The sequence below is a fragment of the Rhodobacter sp. NSM genome, assembly GCF_052244495.1.
Classification (GTDB): Bacteria; Pseudomonadota; Alphaproteobacteria; order Rhodobacterales; family Rhodobacteraceae; genus Cereibacter_A.
The window spans coordinates 1-19,843 of record NZ_JBQPXH010000007.1; the positions used below are offsets into that span (position 1 = coordinate 1).

The 19,843-nt window shown below is 68.1% G+C and carries 25 protein-coding genes and 1 tRNA gene; 6 read left to right on the forward strand and 20 right to left on the reverse strand.

The features are described from left to right. A partial coding sequence (locus ACTVZP_RS14215; protein ID WP_443212812.1) for a hypothetical protein occupies positions 1–182 on the forward strand: 182 nt, incomplete at its 5' end. Between the two features lie 96 nt (positions 183–278). Here the strand turns inward: ACTVZP_RS14215 and ACTVZP_RS14220 are convergent. Both ACTVZP_RS14220 and ACTVZP_RS14225 read right to left on the reverse strand, forming a co-directional pair. After that, positions 279–1,931 carry an amidohydrolase gene (locus tag ACTVZP_RS14220; protein WP_443212814.1) on the reverse strand — a complete coding sequence of 551 codons (1,653 nt, stop codon included), beginning with the start codon at positions 1,929–1,931 and terminating at the stop codon, positions 279–281. Beyond that, complete coding sequence (locus ACTVZP_RS14225) at positions 1,928–2,923, reverse strand: agmatinase (protein WP_443212815.1); 996 nt, start codon at positions 2,921–2,923, stop codon at positions 1,928–1,930. The genes ACTVZP_RS14220 and ACTVZP_RS14225 overlap by 4 nt, the downstream gene beginning before the upstream one ends. A gap of 188 nt (positions 2,924–3,111) precedes the next feature. Between ACTVZP_RS14225 and ACTVZP_RS14230 the strand changes: the two genes are divergently transcribed. Continuing rightward, on the forward strand, positions 3,112–3,471 hold the full coding sequence (locus ACTVZP_RS14230) for a bactofilin family protein (protein ID WP_443212816.1): 360 nt from the start codon (positions 3,112–3,114) through the stop codon (positions 3,469–3,471). Between the two features lie 28 nt (positions 3,472–3,499). Here ACTVZP_RS14230 and ACTVZP_RS14235 read toward each other — a convergent pair whose 3' ends face one another. Beyond that, complete coding sequence (locus tag ACTVZP_RS14235; protein WP_443212817.1) at positions 3,500–3,925, reverse strand: PaaI family thioesterase; 426 nt, start codon at positions 3,923–3,925, stop codon at positions 3,500–3,502. Positions 3,926–3,981: 56 nt separating this feature from the next. On the opposite strand from ACTVZP_RS14235, the gene ACTVZP_RS14240 reads away from it, so the two are divergent. Beyond that, positions 3,982–4,767 (forward strand): enoyl-CoA hydratase, encoded by a 786-nt coding sequence (locus ACTVZP_RS14240; RefSeq protein ID WP_443212818.1) that lies wholly within the window; start codon positions 3,982–3,984, stop codon positions 4,765–4,767. Positions 4,768–4,845: 78 nt separating this feature from the next. On the opposite strand, the gene ACTVZP_RS14245 is transcribed toward ACTVZP_RS14240, so the two are convergent. From ACTVZP_RS14245 to ACTVZP_RS14270, 6 genes are all read right to left on the reverse strand, one after another. Then, positions 4,846–4,998: a hypothetical protein gene (locus ACTVZP_RS14245; protein ID WP_443212819.1), complete on the reverse strand. Its 153-nt coding sequence runs from the start codon at positions 4,996–4,998 to the stop codon at positions 4,846–4,848. Positions 4,999–5,178: 180 nt separating this feature from the next. Beyond that, positions 5,179–5,433 carry a hypothetical protein gene (locus ACTVZP_RS14250; RefSeq protein ID WP_443212820.1) on the reverse strand — a complete coding sequence of 85 codons (255 nt, stop codon included), beginning with the start codon at positions 5,431–5,433 and terminating at the stop codon, positions 5,179–5,181. A 12-nt stretch (positions 5,434–5,445) separates the two neighbouring features. Beyond that, positions 5,446–6,927 (reverse strand): carboxypeptidase M32, encoded by a 1,482-nt coding sequence (locus tag ACTVZP_RS14255; RefSeq protein ID WP_443212821.1) that lies wholly within the window; start codon positions 6,925–6,927, stop codon positions 5,446–5,448. Next, the gene (ctaA, locus tag ACTVZP_RS14260) at positions 6,924–8,099 is read right to left on the reverse strand and encodes a heme A synthase (RefSeq protein ID WP_443212822.1); all 1,176 of its coding nucleotides are present in this window, start codon (positions 8,097–8,099) and stop codon (positions 6,924–6,926) included. The genes ACTVZP_RS14255 and ctaA overlap by 4 nt, the downstream gene beginning before the upstream one ends. Positions 8,100–8,184: 85 nt before the next feature. Beyond that, positions 8,185–8,499 (reverse strand): EthD family reductase, encoded by a 315-nt coding sequence (locus tag ACTVZP_RS14265; RefSeq protein WP_443212823.1) that lies wholly within the window; start codon positions 8,497–8,499, stop codon positions 8,185–8,187. A gap of 165 nt (positions 8,500–8,664) precedes the next feature. Next, complete coding sequence (locus ACTVZP_RS14270) at positions 8,665–9,396, reverse strand: RNA methyltransferase (protein WP_443212824.1); 732 nt, start codon at positions 9,394–9,396, stop codon at positions 8,665–8,667. A gap of 114 nt (positions 9,397–9,510) precedes the next feature. Here ACTVZP_RS14270 and ACTVZP_RS14275 point away from each other — a divergent pair, with 114 nt between their 5' ends. Then, positions 9,511–10,131 carry a thiamine phosphate synthase gene (locus ACTVZP_RS14275; RefSeq protein WP_443212825.1) on the forward strand — a complete coding sequence of 207 codons (621 nt, stop codon included), beginning with the start codon at positions 9,511–9,513 and terminating at the stop codon, positions 10,129–10,131. Between the two features lie 160 nt (positions 10,132–10,291). Here the strand turns inward: ACTVZP_RS14275 and olsA are convergent, their stop codons facing one another. The 3 genes from olsA to ACTVZP_RS14290 all read right to left on the reverse strand — a co-directional run bounded on the left by olsA (position 10,292) and on the right by ACTVZP_RS14290 (position 12,411). Next, positions 10,292–11,146: a lyso-ornithine lipid O-acyltransferase gene (gene olsA / locus ACTVZP_RS14280; RefSeq protein WP_443212826.1), complete on the reverse strand. Its 855-nt coding sequence runs from the start codon at positions 11,144–11,146 to the stop codon at positions 10,292–10,294. Next, positions 11,143–11,928 (reverse strand): L-ornithine N(alpha)-acyltransferase, encoded by a 786-nt coding sequence (gene olsB / locus ACTVZP_RS14285; protein WP_443212827.1) that lies wholly within the window; start codon positions 11,926–11,928, stop codon positions 11,143–11,145. Before olsB ends, olsA begins: the two co-directional genes overlap by 4 nt. Positions 11,929–12,231: 303 nt before the next feature. Further along, positions 12,232–12,411, reverse strand: a complete 180-nt coding sequence (locus ACTVZP_RS14290) for a DUF3553 domain-containing protein (protein ID WP_443212828.1) — start codon at positions 12,409–12,411, stop codon at positions 12,232–12,234. Between the two features lie 33 nt (positions 12,412–12,444). Between ACTVZP_RS14290 and ACTVZP_RS14295 the strand changes: the two genes are divergently transcribed. Next, a complete protein-coding gene (locus tag ACTVZP_RS14295; protein WP_443212830.1) occupies positions 12,445–13,041 on the forward strand; it encodes a histidine phosphotransferase family protein in 597 nt (198 codons plus the stop codon). Positions 13,042–13,048: 7 nt separating this feature from the next. Here ACTVZP_RS14295 and ACTVZP_RS14300 read toward each other — a convergent pair whose 3' ends face one another. From ACTVZP_RS14300 to ACTVZP_RS14335, 8 genes are all read right to left on the reverse strand, one after another. After that, positions 13,049–14,311, reverse strand: coding sequence for a glutamate-5-semialdehyde dehydrogenase (locus tag ACTVZP_RS14300; protein ID WP_443212831.1), 1,263 nt, complete (start codon positions 14,309–14,311; stop codon positions 13,049–13,051). Between the two features lie 34 nt (positions 14,312–14,345). Further along, on the reverse strand, positions 14,346–15,470 hold the full coding sequence (gene proB / locus ACTVZP_RS14305) for a glutamate 5-kinase (protein ID WP_443212832.1): 1,125 nt from the start codon (positions 15,468–15,470) through the stop codon (positions 14,346–14,348). After that, the gene (gene obgE / locus ACTVZP_RS14310; protein ID WP_443212833.1) at positions 15,458–16,486 is read right to left on the reverse strand and encodes a GTPase ObgE; all 1,029 of its coding nucleotides are present in this window, start codon (positions 16,484–16,486) and stop codon (positions 15,458–15,460) included. Before obgE ends, proB begins: the two co-directional genes overlap by 13 nt. Beyond that, a complete protein-coding gene (locus ACTVZP_RS14315; protein ID WP_443212834.1) occupies positions 16,483–17,019 on the reverse strand; it encodes a GNAT family N-acetyltransferase in 537 nt (178 codons plus the stop codon). Before ACTVZP_RS14315 ends, obgE begins: the two co-directional genes overlap by 4 nt. Beyond that, positions 17,019–17,570: a GNAT family N-acetyltransferase gene (locus tag ACTVZP_RS14320; protein WP_443212835.1), complete on the reverse strand. Its 552-nt coding sequence runs from the start codon at positions 17,568–17,570 to the stop codon at positions 17,019–17,021. Before ACTVZP_RS14320 ends, ACTVZP_RS14315 begins: the two co-directional genes overlap by 1 nt. Positions 17,571–17,713: 143 nt before the next feature. Then, on the reverse strand, positions 17,714–17,983 hold the full coding sequence (rpmA, locus tag ACTVZP_RS14325; RefSeq protein ID WP_443212837.1) for a 50S ribosomal protein L27: 270 nt from the start codon (positions 17,981–17,983) through the stop codon (positions 17,714–17,716). Between the two features lie 6 nt (positions 17,984–17,989). Further along, entirely contained in the window at positions 17,990–18,385 is a 396-nt protein-coding gene (gene rplU / locus ACTVZP_RS14330; RefSeq protein WP_443212838.1) for a 50S ribosomal protein L21, read from the reverse strand. Between the two features lie 230 nt (positions 18,386–18,615). Continuing rightward, entirely contained in the window at positions 18,616–19,518 is a 903-nt protein-coding gene (locus ACTVZP_RS14335) for a hypothetical protein (RefSeq protein ID WP_443212839.1), read from the reverse strand. A 168-nt stretch (positions 19,519–19,686) separates the two neighbouring features. Here ACTVZP_RS14335 and ACTVZP_RS14340 point away from each other — a divergent pair. Further along, positions 19,687–19,776: transfer RNA gene (locus tag ACTVZP_RS14340), tRNA-Ser, on the forward strand. Positions 19,777–19,843: the final 67 nt, after the last annotated feature.

Consider the following 19,843-nt stretch of genomic DNA (forward strand, 5'->3'; position numbering starts at 1 on the left):
ACAGCGCGCTCGCCAGTTTGACTAGCGATCCCGCCGCGTTCGATCTCCAAATCTTCGCCGTTGGCTGCTGCCTCTGGCTTCCCTCGCCGCTTCATCCGGCGTCGCCGCCGTTCGTCGTCTCGGTGGAGTGCTTTCTAGGAGCAGTCGCGGCGGTCTGCAAGCGGATTTTTTGCGCAGCGTAACGATTTCATGTCCGGACCAAGAAATATTGGCGTTTTTTGTTGCTCCGGGCCGGTCTCTGAGCATGCTTTGCGCCTGCCTCGCCGGTATGTGCGGGCTCAGATCGCGGAGTGAGTCGTCCCGCCACCGCAGATCGTGCGGCGAATCCCGACCTTTCCCAGCTCATGCGGCGCGGTTTCCGTTACCGAAGCCTCCAGCAGCACCAGATCGGCCGCAAGGCCGGGGCGAATCGTTCCGGTCAGTCGCTCGCGATGGTTCGCCCATGCCCCGCCGGCCGTGTAGGCGCGCAGGCTCTCCATGAGGCCGAGGCGCTCGTCGGCGCAACCTTCATAGGGGCGCCTCGTCAGGGCGGCCTGCAACCCGCGCATCACCGACACATCCGTCACCGGCCAGTCGGAGGCGAAGGCCAGCGGCGCTCCCGCTTCCACGAGGCTGCGCCAGAGATAGGCATCCGGCCATCGCCCCCGGCCGATGCGGTCGAGCGTCGGCTGCAGCGGGAAGTCCATGGCGCCTGGCGGATGGGGCGGCTGAAGGCTCGCGACGATGCCGAGCGCGCCGAGGCGGGGAATGTCGGCACGATCCACGAGCTCGATGTGCTCGATCCGGTGCCGGCTGTCGCGGGGGCCGTTCGCCTTCCGCGCCGCCTCATAGCCGTCGATCGTCACACGCACGGCCCCGTCGCCGATCGCATGGACGGCGATCTGCATGCCGAGCCGGTCCACCGCCGTGGCGATCTCGGCAAATCTTGCGGGCTCGAACAAGGGCTCCGACCGCCAGCCGGGTTCTCCGGGATACTCGTCGAGCCGGAACGCGGTGCCGCTGTCGAGCACGCCATCCATGAACATCTTGACGAAGTTGCAGGCGAGCCAGTCGTCGTCGAAGTCCCGCGTCATCGCCTCGGCACGGGCCAGTTCGGACAGGTCCATCTGCGGCTTGAAATGGAAGGGGACGCGGATCCGGGCCGTGAGCTCGCCGCGGTCCTTCATCTCGCGCAGGAGCTCGAGCGTATAGCGGTTGCCGTCCATGTTCACCATCGAGGTGATGCCATGGGCCGCGCAATGGGCGAGGCCGCGTGCGATCCTGGCCCGGTCGATGGCGCGTTCGGCGGCATCGGGCCACGGCTGCGGCTCGCCCCCCGTCGCGATCCCGAGGTTCAGGCGCGCCTCTCCGCCGAGGGCGATCACCGGAGCGAAGGCCTCGAACTCGCGCAACTCGCCCGTGGCATGGCCGTCCGGCCCCATCACCACCTCATGCCCGTGCGGGGTGGCCGCTCCGTCGAGGAGTCCCGCTGCACGAAGCGCGGCCGTATTCGCCCAGACGGTGTGATGGTCGGGTGCGGTGATCGCGAATGGCCGGTCGGGCAGGATCGCGTCGAGATCGTGCCGCGTCATCGGCCGGTCCAGGATGGAGTAGTCTCCGCCCTGGGCCATCAGCAGCGGCCGGTCGGGGAAGCGTCCGGCGAAGTCGCGGGCGGCGCGGGTCAGCGCCTCGGCGCCATGCACGCCACAAAGCTGGAGATGTGCGAGCTCCGAGCCTCCCAGCACGAGATGGAGGTGGCTTTCCACGAAGCCGGGCAGAAGCGTCCGTCCGCCGGCATCGACCGTTTCGGTCGCCGACGTCGCGAGCTTTTCGATCTCGGCGCGGCTGCCGACCGCGGCGATGCGGCCACCGTCCACCGCCACGGCCTCCGCCCGCGGCCTGGCCGGGTCCATCGTCAGAACCTCGGCATTGGTCAGGATCAGATCGGTCACTCGGAACCTCCGGCGGCGGAAGAGGTCAGGGAACATGCGATCACGCAGAGAAGCTCCAAGAGGATCGAGGCCCCGAGGAAGGCCGTCCCTCCCGAGGGGTCGAAGGGGGGCGAGACCTCGACCAGATCCGCGCCCACGACCTTCACCCCGTCGAGAAGGCGCGCCACGCTCAGCGCCTGCCACGAGGTCGGTCCACCCACCTCGGGCGTGCCTGTGCCGGGAGCAAAGGCGGGGTCGACGAAATCGATGTCGTAGCTGACATAGGTCTCGCCGTCGCCGACGATGGCGCGGGCCTCGGCCATCACGTCCTCGACGCTTCGCGCATGGAACTCCTCGATCGGAATGATCCGGATGCCGACCGCGGCGGCGAAATCGCGGTCCTCCCAGTCGTAGGCGGAACCCCGGATGCCGATCTGGCACACCCGCTTGGGGTCGAGCAGCCCCTCCTCGACCGCGCGGCGGAACGGCGTGCCGTGCGTATACATCGTGCCGCCGAAGTAGCTGTGGAACAGGTCGGTGTGGCTGTCGAAGTGGATCATGCCGAGCGGACGCTCCCGGCCCAAGGCCCTCAGGATCGGCAGCGTGCAGAGGTGGTCGCCCCCCGCCGTCAGCGGCACGATATCGGCCGCCCGGACCTTCGAGAAGAAGTCCTCCATCCGGGCGAGGCTGTCCATGAGGTCGGCGGGATTGGGGCTCACATCGCCCAGGTCGGCACAGCGCACCGCCTCGAAGGGACGAACCCGCGTCACGCCGTTCTGCGCGCGGATCATGGTCGAGAGGTCGCGGAGCTGCCGCGGCCCGTGCCGGGGGCCGGGCCGGTTCGTCGTTCCACCGTCCCAGGGCGCGCCGACGAGGCCCACGTCCACCTCGGCAAAGCGAGCGTGGCCCGGCGGCACGAAAGGCAGGCGCATGAAGGTGGGCAACCCCGCGTAGCGCGGGAGATCGAAGCCCGAGACCGGCTGCCAGAAGTCACGATCCGTGGCGTCCGTCATGCGCATCCTCTCTGCAGGGGGTCCGCAGGCATCTGAGCACCCGCCCACGCTTTTGTCCACGATCGGCAGAAATCCCCGGTGCCGGTCTTGACCGGGAACCGGCCTTGACCCTTTATCGGGCGGACGTGCGGGCGCTCGCCCGGCACCGTGCCCCCGGACGGCGGGGCCGTGCGAGAGAGGGAATCACGATGCAGAACAGACCGGCCGAGCCTGCCCCGCAGCGCAACGGCTCGAACGCCACAAAGTCCACGCTCGGCTCGGACCTCAAGATCGTCGGCGACATCACGTCGTCGGGCAGCATCGAGGTGATGGGAGAGGTCGACGGCACGATCACCGCCCGCGGGCTGATGGTCGGACCGGAAGGCCGCGCGAGCGGGACGTTCAGCGCCGAGAGCGTCGAGGTGCGCGGGCAGCTGGACGGCCGGCTTTCCTGCTCGTCGCTCGTGGTGCGGGCGGCGGCGCAGCTGACCTCGGACGTGACCTACCGCAGCGTGGTGATCGAGAGCGGCGCGACGGTCGACGGCCGCTTCAAGATCACGAAGGACTGAGGGCAGCGCCCCTCCACGGGCGGCAACGTCATGCCACCCTGTCGGGCGGGATCGCATAGGTGAGCCCTGCCCGCGCCACCACCTCCCCCGATTCCGCCGAGCGGATCAGCACGTCCCCCACCGCCAGCACCCGCCCGAGCTTCAGGACCCGCGCCGTCCCGATGAGGTCGCGGCCCGCCTCCGGCTTGCGCATGAAGTCCATCGAGATGTTCGTTGTGACGGCGAGTTTCACCGGACCGATCCGCGACAGGATCGCGAGATACATGGCCACATCCGCCAGCGCGAACATGGAGGGTCCCGATACGGTCCCGCCGGGCCGCAGATGCTGGGGCCCGACCTTGAGCCGCATGGCGACCTCCTGCCCTGCTGAAATCACCTCGAAATCCCCGGCCACCTCGGGAAACTCCTTCTCCAGGAACGCGGCCAGTTCCGCGGCGTCCAGTCTCAGCCCCATGCTTTCCTCCCAGCTTCCGGCTCGCTAGGCTGACCGGAAAGGGGAGGAGTGACAAGATGACCCAGATCCTGCTGCGCGAGGACAGCGGCGCCGTGGCGACGCTGACGCTGAACCGGCCCGAGGCGCTGAACGCCCTGTCGGATGCCATGCTGGCCGCGCTGAAGGAGCAGTTCCGCGCTCTCGCCGAAGACCGGACGATCCGCGTCGTCGTGCTGCGGGGCGCGGGCAAGGCCTTCTGCGCCGGGCATGACCTGCGCGAGATGCAGGCTGCGCGGCAGTCCGACGACCGGGGAGCGGCCTATTTCTCGGACCTCTTCGCCCGTTGCGCGGCGGTCATGCAGGCGATTCCCGCCCTGCCCCAGCCGGTGATCGCGGAAGTCCACGGGATAGCCACGGCCGCAGGCTGCCAGCTTGTCGCCTCCTGCGACATGGCGGTCGCTGCGCAGGGCACCCGCTTCGGCGTGAACGGCGTCAATATCGGCCTCTTCTGCTCGACGCCCATGGTGGCCCTTACCCGCGTCGTGCCGCGCAAGGTGGCTTTCGAGATGCTGACGACGGGCGAGTTCATCGAGGCGGACCGCGCGCGGGAAGTCGGTCTCGTCAACCGCACGGTGCCGCCCGAGGATCTGGCGGGCGAAGTGCGGAAGCTGGCCGAGGTCGTGGCGTCAAAGCTTACCGCCGCCGTCCGGACCGGCAAGCGCGCCTTCTACGATCAGGCGGGCATGGGTCTGGCCGCAGCCTATACCTTCACTGGCGCGGTCATGGCAGACAACATGATGTGGAGGGATACCGAGGAGGGAGTGGCTGCCTTCCTCGAGAAGCGCCATCCCGACTGGTCGTGACGGCCTGCGGATCGCTGGCTGTTCGGCACCAGCGCCGTGCGACACCGGCCGGGCAATGGCTTGCCCGGCCCATCTTCCTTACTTGGTAGCGGCAGCCTCGATGCCCTGCCGGCGCTTCCGCGTCTCTTCCAGCTGCTTCTCGGTCTGGCGGATGTTGATGTAGGCGAAGGCGAGGACGAAACCGAGAGTGCCGAAGGTCAGAACGTATTCCATGATCAGGTAGTTCGTCATTTCCGTGCCCTTTCTGTCTGGGTTTGTCGTGACCGGATTACGCGGCGTCCGCGCGACCGGATCACTTCACCTGCGCCAAAAAGACGCGCCTTGACGAGGTGCCCGTGCCGCCCCCGACCAAGGTGTTGAAGAAGAAGCACTTCCGGCGACATTAACCTTTTTCACCTGCGCGTGATCGGCTCAGTTGACGACGATCACCACCAGAAGCAGGAAGAGGAGGAAGCCGACAAAGCCGCCATTGGCGAAGAGAAGGCTGGTGAGGAACAGCGCGGCGAGGACCCCGCCGACGATCGCGATCTGGTCCCGCAAGGGCCGGGCCGCGAGGCGCCTCTCCGCCTCGCCCGCCGACATGCCGCGCCAGAAGCGCGCGACGAGCGTGGAGGCCGTGCGCCGCGCTGCCAGCCAGAACCTGAACGCCGGACCGCCCCCGTCCATTGCCGGTTGCGGTCAGAGGCCGTAGATGCCGCGGAACTTGGTCTCGAGATAATCGAGAAGCGGCTCCTCGGACGGCTCGAACCCGCAGGCACGGGTGACGGTCTCGTGCGGCGTGTAGAGGCCGCCGTGCCGCTGGAGGTTCTCGCGCAGCCATCCGGTCGCGCCCGACGTGTCCCCGACGGCGAGCTGGTCGTCGAGATCCGGCACCGCCTCGCGGATCGCCTTCATCAGGCAGCCGGCGTAGACATTGCCGAGCGCATAGGTCGGGAAATAGCCGAAGAGGCCCACCGACCAGTGCACGTCCTGAAGCATCCCGTGCGAGGGCCGGTCCACCGCGACGCCAAAATCCTCGAGGAAGCGGGAATTCCACGCTTCCTCCAGATCCTCGGGTTCGAGCGTGCCGCGGATCAGCCCCCGTTCGAGATCGAAGCGCATCATGATGTGGAGGTTGTAATGCACCTCGTCCGCCTCGGTGCGGATGTAGCCGGACTGCACCCGGTTGACCGAGGCGTAGAAGGCCTGCGCGTCCGGAATGCCGAAGTCGCCGAAACGCTCGGTCATGCGGCCGAACAGCCAGCCCGTGAAGGCGCGAGACCGGCCGAGCTGGTTCTCGTAGATCCGGCTCTGGCTCTCGTGGACGCCCATCGAGACGCCGGCGCCGATCGGGGTCAGCGCATAGTCCGGGTCGATCCCGAGTTCATAGGCGGCGTGGCCGACCTCGTGGATGACCGAGTAGAAGCAGTTGAAGGGATCCGTCTCGACAACGCGGGTGGTGATCCGCACGTCGCTGCCCGACCCCGAGGAGAACGGGTGCACCGCCATGTCCATGCGCCCGCGGCTCCAGTCGTAGCCGAAGGTCGCGGCGAGATCGCGCGCCATGCGCACCTGCGCCTCGAGCCCGAAATGGCCGGCAATGGTCTGCGGCTGGAATTTCGCGCCAAGCACCGCCTCGCGCAGCGCGACGAGGCGCGGCCGCATCCGGTCGAAGATGGCCGAGATCGAGGCCGCCGTCGCCGAAGGCTCGTAGTCGTCGATCAGCGCGTCGTAGCGGTCGCGGCCAGAGGCCAGCGCGGCCGCCTCCTCGCGCTTCAGGCGGATCACCTCGGCGAGCGTCGGAAGGAACATCGAGACGTCATCCGCGGCGCGGGCTTCGGCCCAGATCCCCTGCGCGGCCGAGGTCACGCGGGCGATCTCCTGCGCGAGACGGCCCGGCACCTTGGTGGAGCGCTCGTGGCTGCGGCGGATCAGGCGAAGCTGCGCCTCGTCCTCCTCGTCCTCGGGATCGGCAAGCTCGAGCCATTCGGCGATGCGCGGATCGGCGCGGCGCGCGTGCAGCACGCCTTCGAGCGCAGCCATCTCTTCGGCGCGCTGCTCGGCCGCGCCCCGCGGCATGACCGTCTCCTGGTCCCAGGACAGCCGCCCCATGACCTGCGCCAGCGCCTCGGTCTGGCGCTGATAGTCCATCAGCTCGGTGAAGGCGGTGTCGGCGCTCATAGGGTTCCTTTCCGGATCGAGCCCACACGGGGATATTGCGCGAGGTGTCGCGCATGAAGGATCAGCACCCAGATCACGACGGCACCGACCTGATGGGCAATGGCAACGTGCCACTCCGCCGCGGACAGCACCGTTCCGACGCCCAGAGCGATCTGCGCCAGAAGCGCCAGCGCGAGGAGGTCGAAGGCCCGCCGCGTCGCGCGATGCTTCGAACGGCGGCCGAGGATCCAGAAGACGAGGCCGAGGGCTGCGAGCGTATAGCCGGCCATGCGGTGGAGGAACTGCACGAAGCCCGGGTTCTGGAGGAGGCCCAGCCACCAGGCAGGGTTCCTCCAGTCGGTCTCGACGCCCGGCACATAGAGCATGTCGAGGGGCAGGAAGGTTCCGTTCATGTCAGGCCACGTCGGGAAACCGCGGCCCGCGTCGATACCGGCCACCAGCGCGCCCAGCACCACCTGAAGGAAGGCCACCGCGAGCAGCGCCGTGGCCATGCCCTGCAGACGACCCTCGCGTTGGCGGCGGGCCTGCAGAAGCTCGGCCTCGCTTCGCCCGAGGAGGAGCGCCTGCCAGGCGATCATGCCGAGGATGACGAAGGCCAGGCCCAGATGCACCGCAAGCCGCGTGCTCTCGACGGTCACCCGGTCGCCCTCGAGGCCCGAGGCCACCATCCACCAGCCGATCCCGCCCTGCAGGCCGCCCAGCACGCCGAGTGCCAGCAGCCTCGGCCACCAGCCACGCGGGATCTTTCGCGCCACGAGGAAGGCGAGGAAGCCCACGGCCCAGACGAGGCCGATCACGCGGCCAAGCTGTCGGTGGCCCCATTCCCACCAGTAGATCCGCTGGAACTCGGCCAGCGTCATGTCGGCGTTCATCAGCCGGTACTGGGGACTCGCGCGGTATTTCTCGAACTCGGCCGCCCACTCCGCCTCGTTCAGCGGAGGCACGGCGCCGGTGACGGGCCGCCAGTCGGTGATCGAGAGACCGGAGTCGGTCAGCCGCGTGAGGCCGCCCACCACGATCATCGCCATGACGAGGAGGAACAGCGCCATCAGCCACAGCCGGATCCCGCGCCGCGCGCCGCCGTGGCCGCGGTCGATGGTGCCGCCCTGCGGGACAGGCGCCTTTGCTCCCTGCCCCACTTCCTCGAAAATGCTGCGCTTCTTCACTGCCATCCGGCTCTCCCGTTCCGCCCGGGAGACTAGGCCCCCCGCCTGCCCGCTTCAAGGGCTCGCGGGGGGTGGCGCAGGGACGCGGCCGCTAGCCCTGCGCGGGCCTGTCGTCGAACATGAAGATGTCGGCTCCGCCCGTCGCGAACCGGCCCAGATCCTCGACCGCCGCCTGCCCCTCCGGGCTGCCGAGCGCGGCCTTCAGGGCTTCCATGCCGTCGAAGCGCAGGATGGCGACAAGGTGGTAGTCGGACTCTCCACCCGGCGTCGCGATGGGCCCGTCGCTGATCTCGTAGCTTCTCAGGCCGGGCATCTTCGCCGCCAGGCCGATGTGGATCCCGGCATAATGGCGGTCGAAAGCCGCCGCATCCTCGGGCTTCCGGTACATCACGAGCAGTCTTGCCATTCTCCCCTCCCTCTTGGCCGGCCCACTCTGGCACGTTTCGGCAAGAGCGGGCCTCATCCAAAGGTCGGGCGCCGGAGGCGTCCTGCCACATGCGGCCATCGGGATGAGCACCTGCGCAGGGGGAGGGGCCGCCCCTCGGAAGGCGGCGGCGGAGACCCGTGGGATCTACTGCTTCAACTTCCACGCGATCTGGCGCAGCATCCCGTGCAGGGTCTGGACGTCCGACCGCGTCAGCGGCAGCCGGGCCCACATGTTGCGCAGGTTGAGCTTCATGCCCGGCGCCTTCTCGGGCGGGAAGAAGAAGCCCGCGGCCTCGAGCTTCTCCTCGAAATGGTCGCCGAGCTTCTCGACCTCGAGGCCGCTCGCGAAATCCACCCGCGCCATGTCGATCACCTCAGGCGGGGTCTCGTCGTGCTGGCGCCGCCATTCGTAGGACAGGAGCAGCACGCATTGCGCGAGGTTCAGCGAGAAGAACTCGGGGTTGACCGGCACCGTCACGATGGCGCTGGCCAGCGCCACGTCCTCGTTCTCGAGGCCGGTCCGCTCCGGCCCGAAAAGGATGCCAACCCGCCGCCCTTCGCCCGTCAGTGCGCGCGCATGCGCCATGGCGCGTTCGGGCGTCATCACGGGCTTCGTGAGATCGCGTCCCCGGGCGGTGGTGGCGAAGACGTAGTCGCAGTCGCGGATCGCCTCGGCCACCGAGGGGAAGAGGCCTGCATGGTCGAGGAGCCGCCCCGCGCCCGAGGCCATGGCCACCGCCCTGGGGTTGGGCCAGCCGTCGCGGGGATCCACGATGCGCAGCCGGGCGAGGCCGAAGTTCAGCATGGCACGCGCGGCGGCACCGATATTCTCGCCCATCTGCGGGCGGACGAGGATGATGACGGGTTCGATGCTCATGGCGCTCCCTCGGGTCCGGGCCGCTTCCTAGGGGAGAAGCCCCCCGCGGCGCAATGCCATTTCCAACCGCCCGCCCCTCGGCTATAGGCTGCGCCGATCCGAAGGAGACCCATCATGGCCGATGCCGAACGCCCGCAGCTCTACCTGGTCACGCCGCCCGAGATCGACCTCGAGGTCTTTCCCGACCGGTTGGCGGCGGTGCTGGATTCGACCGAGGTCGCCTGCCTGAGGCTCGCCCTCGCCGGCAAGGACGAGGACCGGATCGCGCGGACCGCCGATGCCCTGCGCGAACTGGCCCATGCGCGGGACGTGGCGCTGGTGATCGAGAACCACGTGCTGATGGTCGAGCGGCTGGGCCTCGACGGCGTGCATCTGACCGACGGCGCGCGGCTGGTGCGGAAGCTGCGCAAGGATCTGGGGCCGGATGCGATCCTCGGCGCCTTCTGCGGCCGGACGCGGCACGAGGGGATCAACGCGGCCGAAGCGGGCGCGGATTATGTGGCCTTCGGCCCGGTGGGCGCCACCGCGCTCGGCGATGGTGAGCTTGCCGAAGCCGATCTCTTCGGCTGGTGGTCCGAGATGATCGAGGTGCCGGTGGTGGCCGAGGGGGCGCTCACCCCCGAGAAGGTGGCCGAACTGGCACCGCTCACCGACTTCTTCGCCGTGGGCGAGGAGATCTGGCGCGAGGAAGATCCGGCCGCGGCGCTGCGGAGGCTGCTCGCACCGCTGGGCTGAGGACGCCCGGCGGTCGACCGCCCGCGGCCACCCCGATCGGAACGCTCGTTGTGGACTTGAGTCTTCAGGTCGTCGTCGCGGTCCGCATCGAACGGATGAACTCGCTTCGCCCGCATCTGTGCCGAGATGGACCTGAGAGAGACCTGCAGGCGATGCAGGCTCAGGGTGCCGCCGCAGCGGGCGCAACCGTCATCGGCTCGGGGTCCGCAGGAAAAGCCTCGCGCACCAGCGCCTCGCATCGCAGTGCGAGCCCCTTTCGGCCCGAGAACCCGTCAGCGGGGACCGGAGGATGGAAGGTGATCTCGACCCGTCCATGTCGCGGGGCCGCCAGAAGCTTGACGAGATGGCTGCCGAAATCCATGTCGCCCCACCAGCCGTAGAAGCGCGGATCCTCGCCCTCCGGCGCGGTGTAGCGCACCGTCACCGGCTGGATGTGCAGCGCATGCTCGAGCCCGTGGGTGAAGAAGGCCGCGAAGAGCGTGGACTTGAAGGGCAGGATGCGCAGCGTGTCGGTGCTCGTGCCCTCGGGGAAGAACAGGAGCTGGTGCCCCGCCCGCAGCCGCTCCTCGAACAGACGCTGCTGCGCCCGCGCTTCGGACCCTTTCCGGTTGATGAAGACGGTCCCCGTGGCGCGGGCGAGCCAGCCGATGCCGGGCCAGCCCGCCACTTCGGACTTCGAGACGAAATAGACCCGCTGCACTGCGTTCAGCGTGAAGATGTCGAGCCAGGAGCCGTGGTTGGCCACCACCGCGCCCGGAACGGTCATCCGTCGCCCGCGGGTCGCCACCTTCAGCCCCATGATGGCAAGCGCCCCGCGGCAAACGCCCTGCGTAATGAAGGGTGTGACCGGGCGCGCCATTCCGCAGAGCGGCCGCTCGATCTGGCGCAGGATCAGCAGAAGCAGAAGTCCGCCATAGACCAGGAGCGCCATGGCTGCGCCCTTGCTCATTGCCCTGGCCCAGCCAGCCGCGCCGACGGGACGCGCCTCGGGCCGATCCGCCAGCCAGTCCGTCATTCCACCGCCGCCGCCCGCCGGGTGTAGAGATCGCGGTGCTTGGCCGACATCCGCGCCGTATCCATGACCAGGCACACATCGGTCGTGTTGAAGGCGCGGTCGACCCAGGCGCCCTCGCCCACGAAGCCGCCGAGGCGCAGATAGGCCTTGATGAGCGGCGGCATGGACAGCATGGCCGCGCGCCGGTCGATCCGCTCGGGCGCGATCAGGTCCATCCGCTGCCCGCACTCGGGGCGGACGCGCACCCGGAGATCCTCGGGCGCGAGATGCGACGCATGCAGATGCGAGAGAGGCTCGGCCAATGCCGTGACGTTCGTGCCATGGAAGCTCGCCACGCCGAAGAGAAGCTCCGTCTCCTGCGCAAGCACGTAGTCGGCGAGCCCGCTCCAGAGCAGGAAGACGGCGGAACCGCCGCGGAAGTCGGGGTGCACACAGGAGCGCCCCAGTTCCAGCAGCCGCCGCCCGCTCTCGCGGAGCGGCCCGAGGTCGTATTCGCTGTCGCAGTAGAAACGGCCCGCGCGCGCCGCCCGGTCACCGGGCAGCAATCGGTAGACGCCGACCACATCCTCCAGCGCCGAGGCATCCCTGCGGCGGTCGATCAGCAGGAGATGATCGCAGAGCCCGTCGAACTCGTCGCATTCGAGCCGCGTCTCATGGTCGATCATCGCACCATCGCCGCCCAGCTCTTCCACGAAGACCGTGTATCGCAGGCGTTGCGCCGCCCGGAGATCGCGCTCGGACGAGGCAAGCCGCAGCTCGAGATGCGGATCGTCGGCAATCATTCCCGGCCCTCGCCTCATTAACCGGACGGTCACGGCTTCATAGAAAAAGCCCCCGATGGATGCAACCGCCGTGCAGCGGAGAGCAGCGCCGGATCAGGGATCGAACGAGTGGACGTCCACACGGCACAAGAGCCGATCATGCGGACGACGACAGAGCGACCCTCGGGCCGGAGCCGCATCCCGCGCGAATGCCCGGACCACACGGGCGGTCCGGCCAAGCTCTTGCGCGACGGACACAGGTTCAGCTCCTGCGCCTAAATGCCCGCAATTCATGATTGAAACGAGCAACCTGTCGCCGCTACATCATCCGTGCAAATCAAGCACAAGTTGCAATTCAACCCGACGCCCATCAATCAGAACCTTGCCTGCATTCTCGAAATTGACCGTGATGCGCCCCTTGATGTTCGACTGGACCTGCCCGGTGCCCCAATCGGGGCGCCCCGGATGGCGGACCAGCATTCCCGGTTCGAGCAGCGTGTTCATTCCCGTTCCTTCCGCCTGTTGTGGAGTCCGCCTATGACCGAAAAATCCGATCTGACCGCCCTGCTGGGCTCGCGCATCTGTCACGATCTTATCAGTCCGATCGGGGCCATCGGCAATGGCGTCGAGCTGCTGATGATGGACGGCTCGATCCGCGGGCCCGAGATGACGCTGATCTCGGAAAGCGTGGCACATGCGAACGCCCGCATCCGCTTCTTCCGCGTGGCCTTCGGCGCATCCGCGCCGGACCAGCGGATCGGCCGCCCCGAAATCCTCTCGATCGTCGGCGACCTTACCCGCGGGGGCCGCTTGCAGATCGACTGGCAAGGGCCGAACGACCTGCCCCGCCGGGAAGTGAAGCTCGCCTTCCTGCTGATCCTCTGCCTCGAGACGGCAATGGCCTATGGCGGCAGGATCCGGGTCGAGCGCAATGACGCGCGCTGGACCCTCGTGGGGCAGGCGCACAAGATGAAGATCGACGCCGATCTGTGGGAAATGCTGTCAAATCCCATGGCGCAGGTCGAAATGTCGGCTGCTCGCGTTCACTTCGCCCTCGTCCCAGAGGAGATGTCCCGCCAGGGACGCCGTCTCACCTCGGAGATCCGCGAGGTCGAGATCCGCCTTTCCTTCTGAAGGCGCGTCACGGGCGGATCGTTCCATCCCCTTCGACGAGATACTTGAAGCTCGTGAGCTGCTCCGCCCCGACGGGGCCGCGCGCGTGCATCTTGCCGGTGGCGATGCCAATTTCCGCGCCCATCCCGAATTCGCCGCCGTCGGCGAACTGGGTCGAGGCGTTGCGCATCAGGATCGCGCTGTCGAGCCGCTGGAAGAAGCGCTCGGCAGTGGCATCGTTCTCCGTGAGGATAGACTCCGTATGGCTCGAGCCATAGCGGCGGATGTGGGCGATGGCGTCGTCCACACCATCCACGACCTTGGCCGCGATGATCATGTCGAGAAACTCGCGGCCGAAGTCGTCGGGCTTGGCGGGCACCGTGCCCGGCACCTGCGCCAGCGCACCCTCGGCCCGGACCTCTACACCCGCCTTCAGCAGATCCTCGATCAGCACCGGGCCGTGCTTCTCAAGGAAGACACGGTCGATCAACAGGCATTCGGCCGAGCCGCAGATGCCGGTGCGGCGCGTCTTGGCGTTCAGCACCACCCGGCGGGCCTTCTCGAGGTCGGCGTCGCCATCGGCATAGACATGGCAGATGCCCTCGAGATGGGCGAAGACCGGAACCCGTGCCTCGGCCTGCACCAGGCCCACCAGGCCCTTGCCTCCGCGCGGCACGATGACGTCGATGTGCTCCACCATCCGCAGCATCTCGGCTACGGCAGCACGATCCCGTGTCGGCACGCGCTGGATGGCATCCACCGGCAGTCCCGCCTGCCGCAGCCCGTCCTGCAGCGCCGCGTGGATTGCGCCCGAGGAATGGAAGCTCTCGGACCCGCCGCGCAGGATCACCGCATTGCCCGACTTGAGGCAGAGCGCGCCCGCATCCGCCGTCACGTTCGGGCGGCTCTCGTAGATCACGCCGACGACACCCAGCGGAGTGCGGACGCGGCGAATGTGAAGACCGCTCGGCCTGTCCCATTCGGCGATCACCTGGCCCACCGGATCGGCCTGGGCAGCCACCGCCCGCAGCCCCTCGACGATACCGGCGATCCGACCGGAGTCGAGCTTCAGCCGGTCCATCATGGCCGACGAAAGACCCTTTCCGGCGCCGAAGGCGAGGTCCTGCTCGTTGGCTTCGAGGATCTGGGCCTCGCGCGCCAGCATCGCCTCGGCGGCGGCATCGAGAGCCTCCTGCTTGCGGGCCGGCTCGGCATAGGCAAGCTCCGCCGCTGCGGCGCGTGCCCGCAGACCGATCTCGCGCATGAGCACCGTGACGTCGGTTCCGTCCATAGTCCTGCCCTCTCCTGCCGGCCGTCCAGCGGCCTCAGATCACCATGTCGTCGCGATGGATCAGCGCCGCCCGGCCGGAATAGCCGAGGATCCCCTCGATCTCGGCCGAGCGGTGCCCCGCGATCTGCACCGCCTCGACCGCCGTATAGCGGGTGAGACCCTTTCCCAGCACCTCGCCCGCCGGACCTGCGATCTCGACCGGATCACCGCGTCCGAAGTTGCCCTCGACCGAGACGACACCGGCAGGCAGCAGCGACTTGCCGGCCTGCAGCGCCCGGACCGCGCCCGCGTCGACCCTCAGCGTGCCGCGCGGCTTCATCGCGTTGATCCAGCGCTTCCGGGCGGCCTGCGGATCTCCCTGCGCCACGAACCAGGTGCGCGCCGCGCCCTGCTCCAGCGCCCTGAGCGGGCGCATCACCGAGCCTTCAGTGATGGCCATTGCACAGCCGCCGGCCACGGCGGTCTTGGCGGCCATGATCTTCGTCTTCATGCCGCCCTTGGAAAGACCCGAGACCGGATCGCCCGCCATCGCCTCGAGCGCGGGCGTGATGGCCTCGACCAGATCGAATCGCTCGGCGGAAGGATCCTCCTTCGGGTTCGCCGAGTAGAAGCCGTCCACGTCCGACAGCAGAACAAGCTGGTCCGCCCCCACCGTCACCGCGATCTGCGCCGCCAGCCGGTCGTTGTCGCCGAAGCGGATCTCGTCGGTCGCCACGGTGTCGTTCTCGTTCACGATGGGCACCGTGCCGAGCGCGAGCAGCGTCTCCATCGTGGCGCGGGAGTTCAGGTAGCGGCGCCGATCCTCGGTATCCTCCAGCGTCACCAGAACCTGCGCCGTCGTGATCCCGTGCGGGGCCAGCACCTCCTCGTAGGCACGGGCGAGCCGGATCTGCCCCACGGCCGCAGCGGCCTGGCTCTGCTCGAGCGGGAGCGGTCCCGGCGGCAGACGCAGCGCGCGCCGCCCCAGCGCGATCGACCCCGAGGAGACGAGGATGACCTGCGTCCCCCGCGTCCGCACCTCGGCCACGTCGAGGGCCAGCGCCGAAAGCCACTGGCGGCGCAGACCCTCGTCATCGACGAGCAGCGCCGAGCCGATCTTGACGACCAGCCGCTTCGCACTGCGGATGTCGGGGGCCTGAAGCGGCGTCAGGGTTGCCACGGCACATGCTCCTCCTGCGCCTCGCCGCGCGCCGCGTCGATCTCGGCCCAGAGCGTGCGCAGCACCTCCATCAGTCCGGTCCCCGCGACGCCCGAGATGGTGAACACCTTCCCACCCGTCGCCTTCTCGAGCGCACGGCGGCGGTCAGAGATCTGCTTGGGGTCCATCGCGTCGATCTTGTTCATCGCGGTGATGCGCGGCTTCAACGCCAGATCGCCGCCATAGGCCTCGAGTTCGCCGATGATCGTGCGGTAATCCTTCACGATGGTCGAGGACGTTCCGTCCACGAGATGGAGCAGGACCGAGCAGCGCTCCACATGGGCGAGGAACTGATCGCCGAGGCCACGCCCTTCGGACGCGCCCTCGATCAGGCCCGGGATATCCGCGATGACGAATTCCTTGCCGTCCACCCCCACGACGCCAAGGTTCGGCACCAGCGTGGTGAACGGATAATCCGCGATCTTCGGCCGCGCGTTCGAGGTCGCCGACAGGAAGGTGGACTTGCCCGCATTCGGAAGGCCCAGCAGGCCGGCATCCGCAATCAGCTTCAGCCGGAGCCAGATCGTGCGGTCGATGCCGGGCTGTCCGGGGTTCGCCCGCGAGGGCGCGCGGTTGGTCGAGCTCTTGAAGCGGAGGTTTCCCCAGCCGCCGTTGCCGCCCTGCGCCAGAAGGACCCGCTGGCCGATCTCGGTCAGGTCCGCGATCACCGTCTCTTCGTCCTCGTCGATGATTTCGGTGCCCACGGGCACCCGGAGCACGATATCGTCTCCCGTCTTGCCGGTGCGCTGGCTGCCCATTCCCGGCTGGCCCGACTTGGCGAAGAAATGCTGCTGGTAGCGGAAGTCGATCAGCGTGTTCAGCCCGTCCACCGCCTCGGCCCAGACCGAGCCGCCATTGCCGCCGTCGCCGCCGTCGGGGCCGCCGAACTCGATGAACTTCTCGCGTCGGAAGCTGACGCAGCCCGACCCTCCGCCACCAGAGCGGATGTAGACTTTGCAGAGGTCGAGGAACTTCATGTCGCGGCTTTCCGGTCTTGCAGCTTCAGGCGATAGAGAAATACGGCCGCGGGCTCAAGCCTCGCCGCGGAGGTGCCGATGCCCTGCCCCACGCGCTCGAAGCCCTGCCGCTCGAGGATCCGCATCGAGGCGGGATTGTCGTCGAAGACATCGGCCCGCAGCGCCTTCAGCGGCAGATGCGCCGCAAGAAGATCCACGAAGGCGCAGAGGGCTTCGGTCATCAGGCCCCGCCCGGATGCGTCCGGATCGAGGAAGTAGAAGATATCGGGCTCGTCACCCGCAGCCACGCCCACCGAACCTAGGAGCCGACCATCCGCGCCGGCGATGGCGAGGCGGAACGGGCGGCGGTCGGTCTGCCGGCACCCGGCGATGAAGTGTTCGGCCGCCTCGTCCGTCCAGTCCGGCGGGAAGACGAACAGCATCCGGCCCACCTCGGGCCGCGTGACGATCCGGCGAAGATCCGCCGCGTCCGAGGTTTCGAGTTGCCGCAGTCGGATGCGGTCGGTCGCGACCGGCAGCGGCAGGGACGACATCAGAGCCTCCGGATGTAGGTCCAGGTCGGCACGCGCGAATTGCGAGCGACCGAAAAGGCTTCGGCATCGCCGATGTACTCGAAGCCGCAGTTCGTCAGCACACGCGCCGACTGCGGGTTGTCCTGGAAGACCTCGGCAAAGACGGTGCGGGAGGCTTGCGGATTGGCCTCGATCAGCGCCCGGACCGCCTCGCTCGCGTAGCCCGCGTTCCAGAAGGCAGGCGCGACCCAATAGGCGATCTCGGACTGGTCGCGGTCCATGCGCTTCAGCGAGATCACGCCCAGCACCTCTGACAGGCCGGAGGCCGAGCCGTCCATGACCCAGACATCCTCGGGCCGCTTGTCGGCCATCGCGCGGGTGACGAAGGCTTCCGCCGCGCCCGGAGGGAGCGGGTGCGGAATGCCCCGTGTGCCCTCGGCCACGCGACGATCGCCGGCATACATGGCAAAGAGCCCCGCGTCCGATTTGCGCACCGGACGCAGCACGAGCCGCCCCCCTGCCGGATGCGCATCCGTCGCGGGAAGCGTCGTCGAGATCATGTCTAGCGTCACGGGTTTCCTCCTCTGAGCACTGGCACCCGGGACGGGGGCGGGATGCCCCCGGCACTGAACCGCCCCCCGGCCGGGCCGGAAATGCGGAAGGGGACCGGCTTTGCTGCCGATCCCCCGTTACAGACGAACTGTGAAGGTTCGGCTTACTCCGCGGCCTCCGCGGCCGGAAGCACGGAAATGAAGGTGCGGCCCTTGAGGCCCTTCCTGAACTCCACGCGGCCTTCGACGGTCGCGAAGATGGTATGGTCGCGGCCCATGCCGACGCCCGCACCCGGGAACCAGGTCGTGCCGCGCTGGCGCACGATGATGTTGCCCGGGATGGCCGCCTGGCCACCGTAGAGCTTCACGCCGAGACGACGGCCCGCCGAGTCGCGGCCGTTGCGGGACGAACCGCCTGCCTTCTTGTGTGCCATGGGGTGTTACTCCTTCGCGCTGGCGGTGTGAGCGGCGCGGCGCGCATCGGCGGTGCCGGTGGCGGCGGCCACGCCCGAGGCTTCGGCCCCCGAGGCGAGCACGTCGGTCACGCGCAGGAGCGTGAGCTGCTGGCGATGGCCCTTGGTGCGCTGCGACGAATGCTTCCGGCGGCGCTTCACGTAGTGGATGGTCTTCTCGCCCTTGATCTGGGCGATGACTTCCGCCTGCACCGCGGCGCCTGCCACGAAGGGCGCGCCGACGGTGACGGACTCGCCGCCCACCATCAGGATGTCGTTGAACTGGATCTTGTCACCGGCTTCGCATGCCAGCTTCTCGACGCGCAGCACGTCGCCCGCCTGGACCTTGTACTGCTTGCCGCCTGTCTTGAGGACCGCGAACATGGGTCTTTCCTTCATTGCTCCGCGTCCTGCGGCCCCGGTGCGACCCGGCGTTCAATGCCTTCGGACAGCGCACCCCGGGAGGTGTCATGGTGATTGCCGGAGGCTGTCCCTCACGCGGAGGTTGACCAACGGATGCAGAGCCCGGCCAGACGGATCCGGCCGGGATGCGCGCTTATCGGGGAAAGGAAGATGCGAGTCAAGCGCCTCGACCCGGCGGGATACGCTCGTGCTCAGATATCCTCGCCCTGCATCTGGCGCGCCGCGGCACGGCCCAGATCGAGCGAGATCCTCGAGAAGACCGCGTCGAACGCGCGGAACGTCGCCCCGTTCAGCCGCCGTCCGGCGTCGGTTCTTGAGAAGGCGATGTAATCCTTCAGCTGCTGGTCCGAAAGCGGGCCGTAGGCGAGGGCAAGATAAGGGAAAAGCCATTCCTCCGTCTCGCGCCGGACATCGGCCTCCTGCGACCAGACATCGGCCAGCATCTCGTCTTCGCTCATCGGCTGCTCGAAGGCCGAGCCCTCGACCATGCCGCGATAGAAAGCGAGGTTCGAGTTCAGCGCTCCTGCCACGTTCAGCTCGATCAGGTCGTTCGCTTCGGCAAATTCGCGCAGGAGCTCGAGTCGCGGATCGTTTGCGGCGCTCATGTCCTCGACCGCGACCTTGGCCGCCTCCTCGGAGGCCTCGTCGAGCAATGCCCGCCGCGCCTCGATCTCGAGCTGCAGGATGTGCTGGCCGTTCTCGCTGCCGAAGAAGTCCAACATCTTCCCGATCGACTCGGTGTCCTGCCCGATTTCAGCCTCGAAGGCGGCGTCGAACCGCTTGCGCATCTCCTCGGTGTCGTAGATCAGCCCGACAACGGCTTGCCAGCGCGCCCCCCCACGCTCCGGAAAGAGCTCCGATTCGAGGCTGGAGCCATATTCCAGCCCCTCCTCGCGCATCACGGCGATCACGTCGCCGATGCGCAGAGCGTCCTCGAGTGCCGCGATCTGCACGCCCGCCTTGACGACGGGCGCACCCTGAGGTCCGGCTGATGGGACTTCCTGCGCGACCGCGGTCCGAGCGCCCACCGCAAGTGGCGAGGCTGCCACTCCTGCAAGGAGCAGGAGCCGTACGAGAATCGACTGGAGGACCATCGCAGAAGCCTTCGGCATAGGTTTGGCACAGAGCTAGTTGCTATGCCCGCGGTTGCCAAGGGAAGAGCCGAAGCAGCGCCGCGCTGCGGCATGATCCCGCCATCGATTTCGGCCTTGCAAGCTCCTGCGAGCTTCGCTAAATGCCCGGTCCACGACGACCCCTGACGCGGAGAGGTGGCAGAGTGGTCGAATGCGGCGGTCTCGAAAACCGTTGTCGGTGTGAGCCGACCCAGGGTTCGAATCCCTGTCTCTCCGCCATACTACCTCGTTAAGCATTTGATATCTCTTAAAAAAAATGCTTCGGCGAGGAAGTTCTTCCGCCGAC

Bases quoted from the DNA above. Each gene is read 5' to 3' on its own strand.
- ACTVZP_RS14225 (WP_443212815.1), bottom strand. From the start codon at position 2,923: ATGACGGACGCCACGGATCGTGACTTCTGGCAGCCGGTCTCGGGCTTC.
- ACTVZP_RS14230 (WP_443212816.1), top strand. From the start codon at position 3,112: ATGCAGAACAGACCGGCCGAGCCTGCCCCGCAGCGCAACGGCTCGAAC.
- ACTVZP_RS14235 (WP_443212817.1), bottom strand. From the start codon at position 3,925: ATGGGGCTGAGACTGGACGCCGCGGAACTGGCCGCGTTCCTGGAGAAG.
- ACTVZP_RS14240 (WP_443212818.1), top strand. From the start codon at position 3,982: ATGACCCAGATCCTGCTGCGCGAGGACAGCGGCGCCGTGGCGACGCTG.
- ACTVZP_RS14245 (WP_443212819.1), bottom strand. From the start codon at position 4,998: ATGACGAACTACCTGATCATGGAATACGTTCTGACCTTCGGCACTCTC.
- ACTVZP_RS14250 (WP_443212820.1), bottom strand. From the start codon at position 5,433: ATGGACGGGGGCGGTCCGGCGTTCAGGTTCTGGCTGGCAGCGCGGCGC.
- ACTVZP_RS14255 (WP_443212821.1), bottom strand. From the start codon at position 6,927: ATGAGCGCCGACACCGCCTTCACCGAGCTGATGGACTATCAGCGCCAG.
- ctaA (WP_443212822.1), bottom strand. From the start codon at position 8,099: ATGGCAGTGAAGAAGCGCAGCATTTTCGAGGAAGTGGGGCAGGGAGCA.
- ACTVZP_RS14265 (WP_443212823.1), bottom strand. From the start codon at position 8,499: ATGGCAAGACTGCTCGTGATGTACCGGAAGCCCGAGGATGCGGCGGCT.
- ACTVZP_RS14270 (WP_443212824.1), bottom strand. From the start codon at position 9,396: ATGAGCATCGAACCCGTCATCATCCTCGTCCGCCCGCAGATGGGCGAG.
- ACTVZP_RS14275 (WP_443212825.1), top strand. From the start codon at position 9,511: ATGGCCGATGCCGAACGCCCGCAGCTCTACCTGGTCACGCCGCCCGAG.
- olsA (WP_443212826.1), bottom strand. From the start codon at position 11,146: ATGACGGACTGGCTGGCGGATCGGCCCGAGGCGCGTCCCGTCGGCGCG.
- olsB (WP_443212827.1), bottom strand. From the start codon at position 11,928: ATGATTGCCGACGATCCGCATCTCGAGCTGCGGCTTGCCTCGTCCGAG.
- ACTVZP_RS14290 (WP_443212828.1), bottom strand. From the start codon at position 12,411: ATGAACACGCTGCTCGAACCGGGAATGCTGGTCCGCCATCCGGGGCGC.
- ACTVZP_RS14295 (WP_443212830.1), top strand. From the start codon at position 12,445: ATGACCGAAAAATCCGATCTGACCGCCCTGCTGGGCTCGCGCATCTGT.
- ACTVZP_RS14300 (WP_443212831.1), bottom strand. From the start codon at position 14,311: ATGGACGGAACCGACGTCACGGTGCTCATGCGCGAGATCGGTCTGCGG.
- obgE (WP_443212833.1), bottom strand. From the start codon at position 16,486: ATGAAGTTCCTCGACCTCTGCAAAGTCTACATCCGCTCTGGTGGCGGA.
- ACTVZP_RS14315 (WP_443212834.1), bottom strand. From the start codon at position 17,019: ATGTCGTCCCTGCCGCTGCCGGTCGCGACCGACCGCATCCGACTGCGG.
- rpmA (WP_443212837.1), bottom strand. From the start codon at position 17,983: ATGGCACACAAGAAGGCAGGCGGTTCGTCCCGCAACGGCCGCGACTCG.
- rplU (WP_443212838.1), bottom strand. From the start codon at position 18,385: ATGTTCGCGGTCCTCAAGACAGGCGGCAAGCAGTACAAGGTCCAGGCG.
- ACTVZP_RS14335 (WP_443212839.1), bottom strand. From the start codon at position 19,518: ATGGTCCTCCAGTCGATTCTCGTACGGCTCCTGCTCCTTGCAGGAGTG.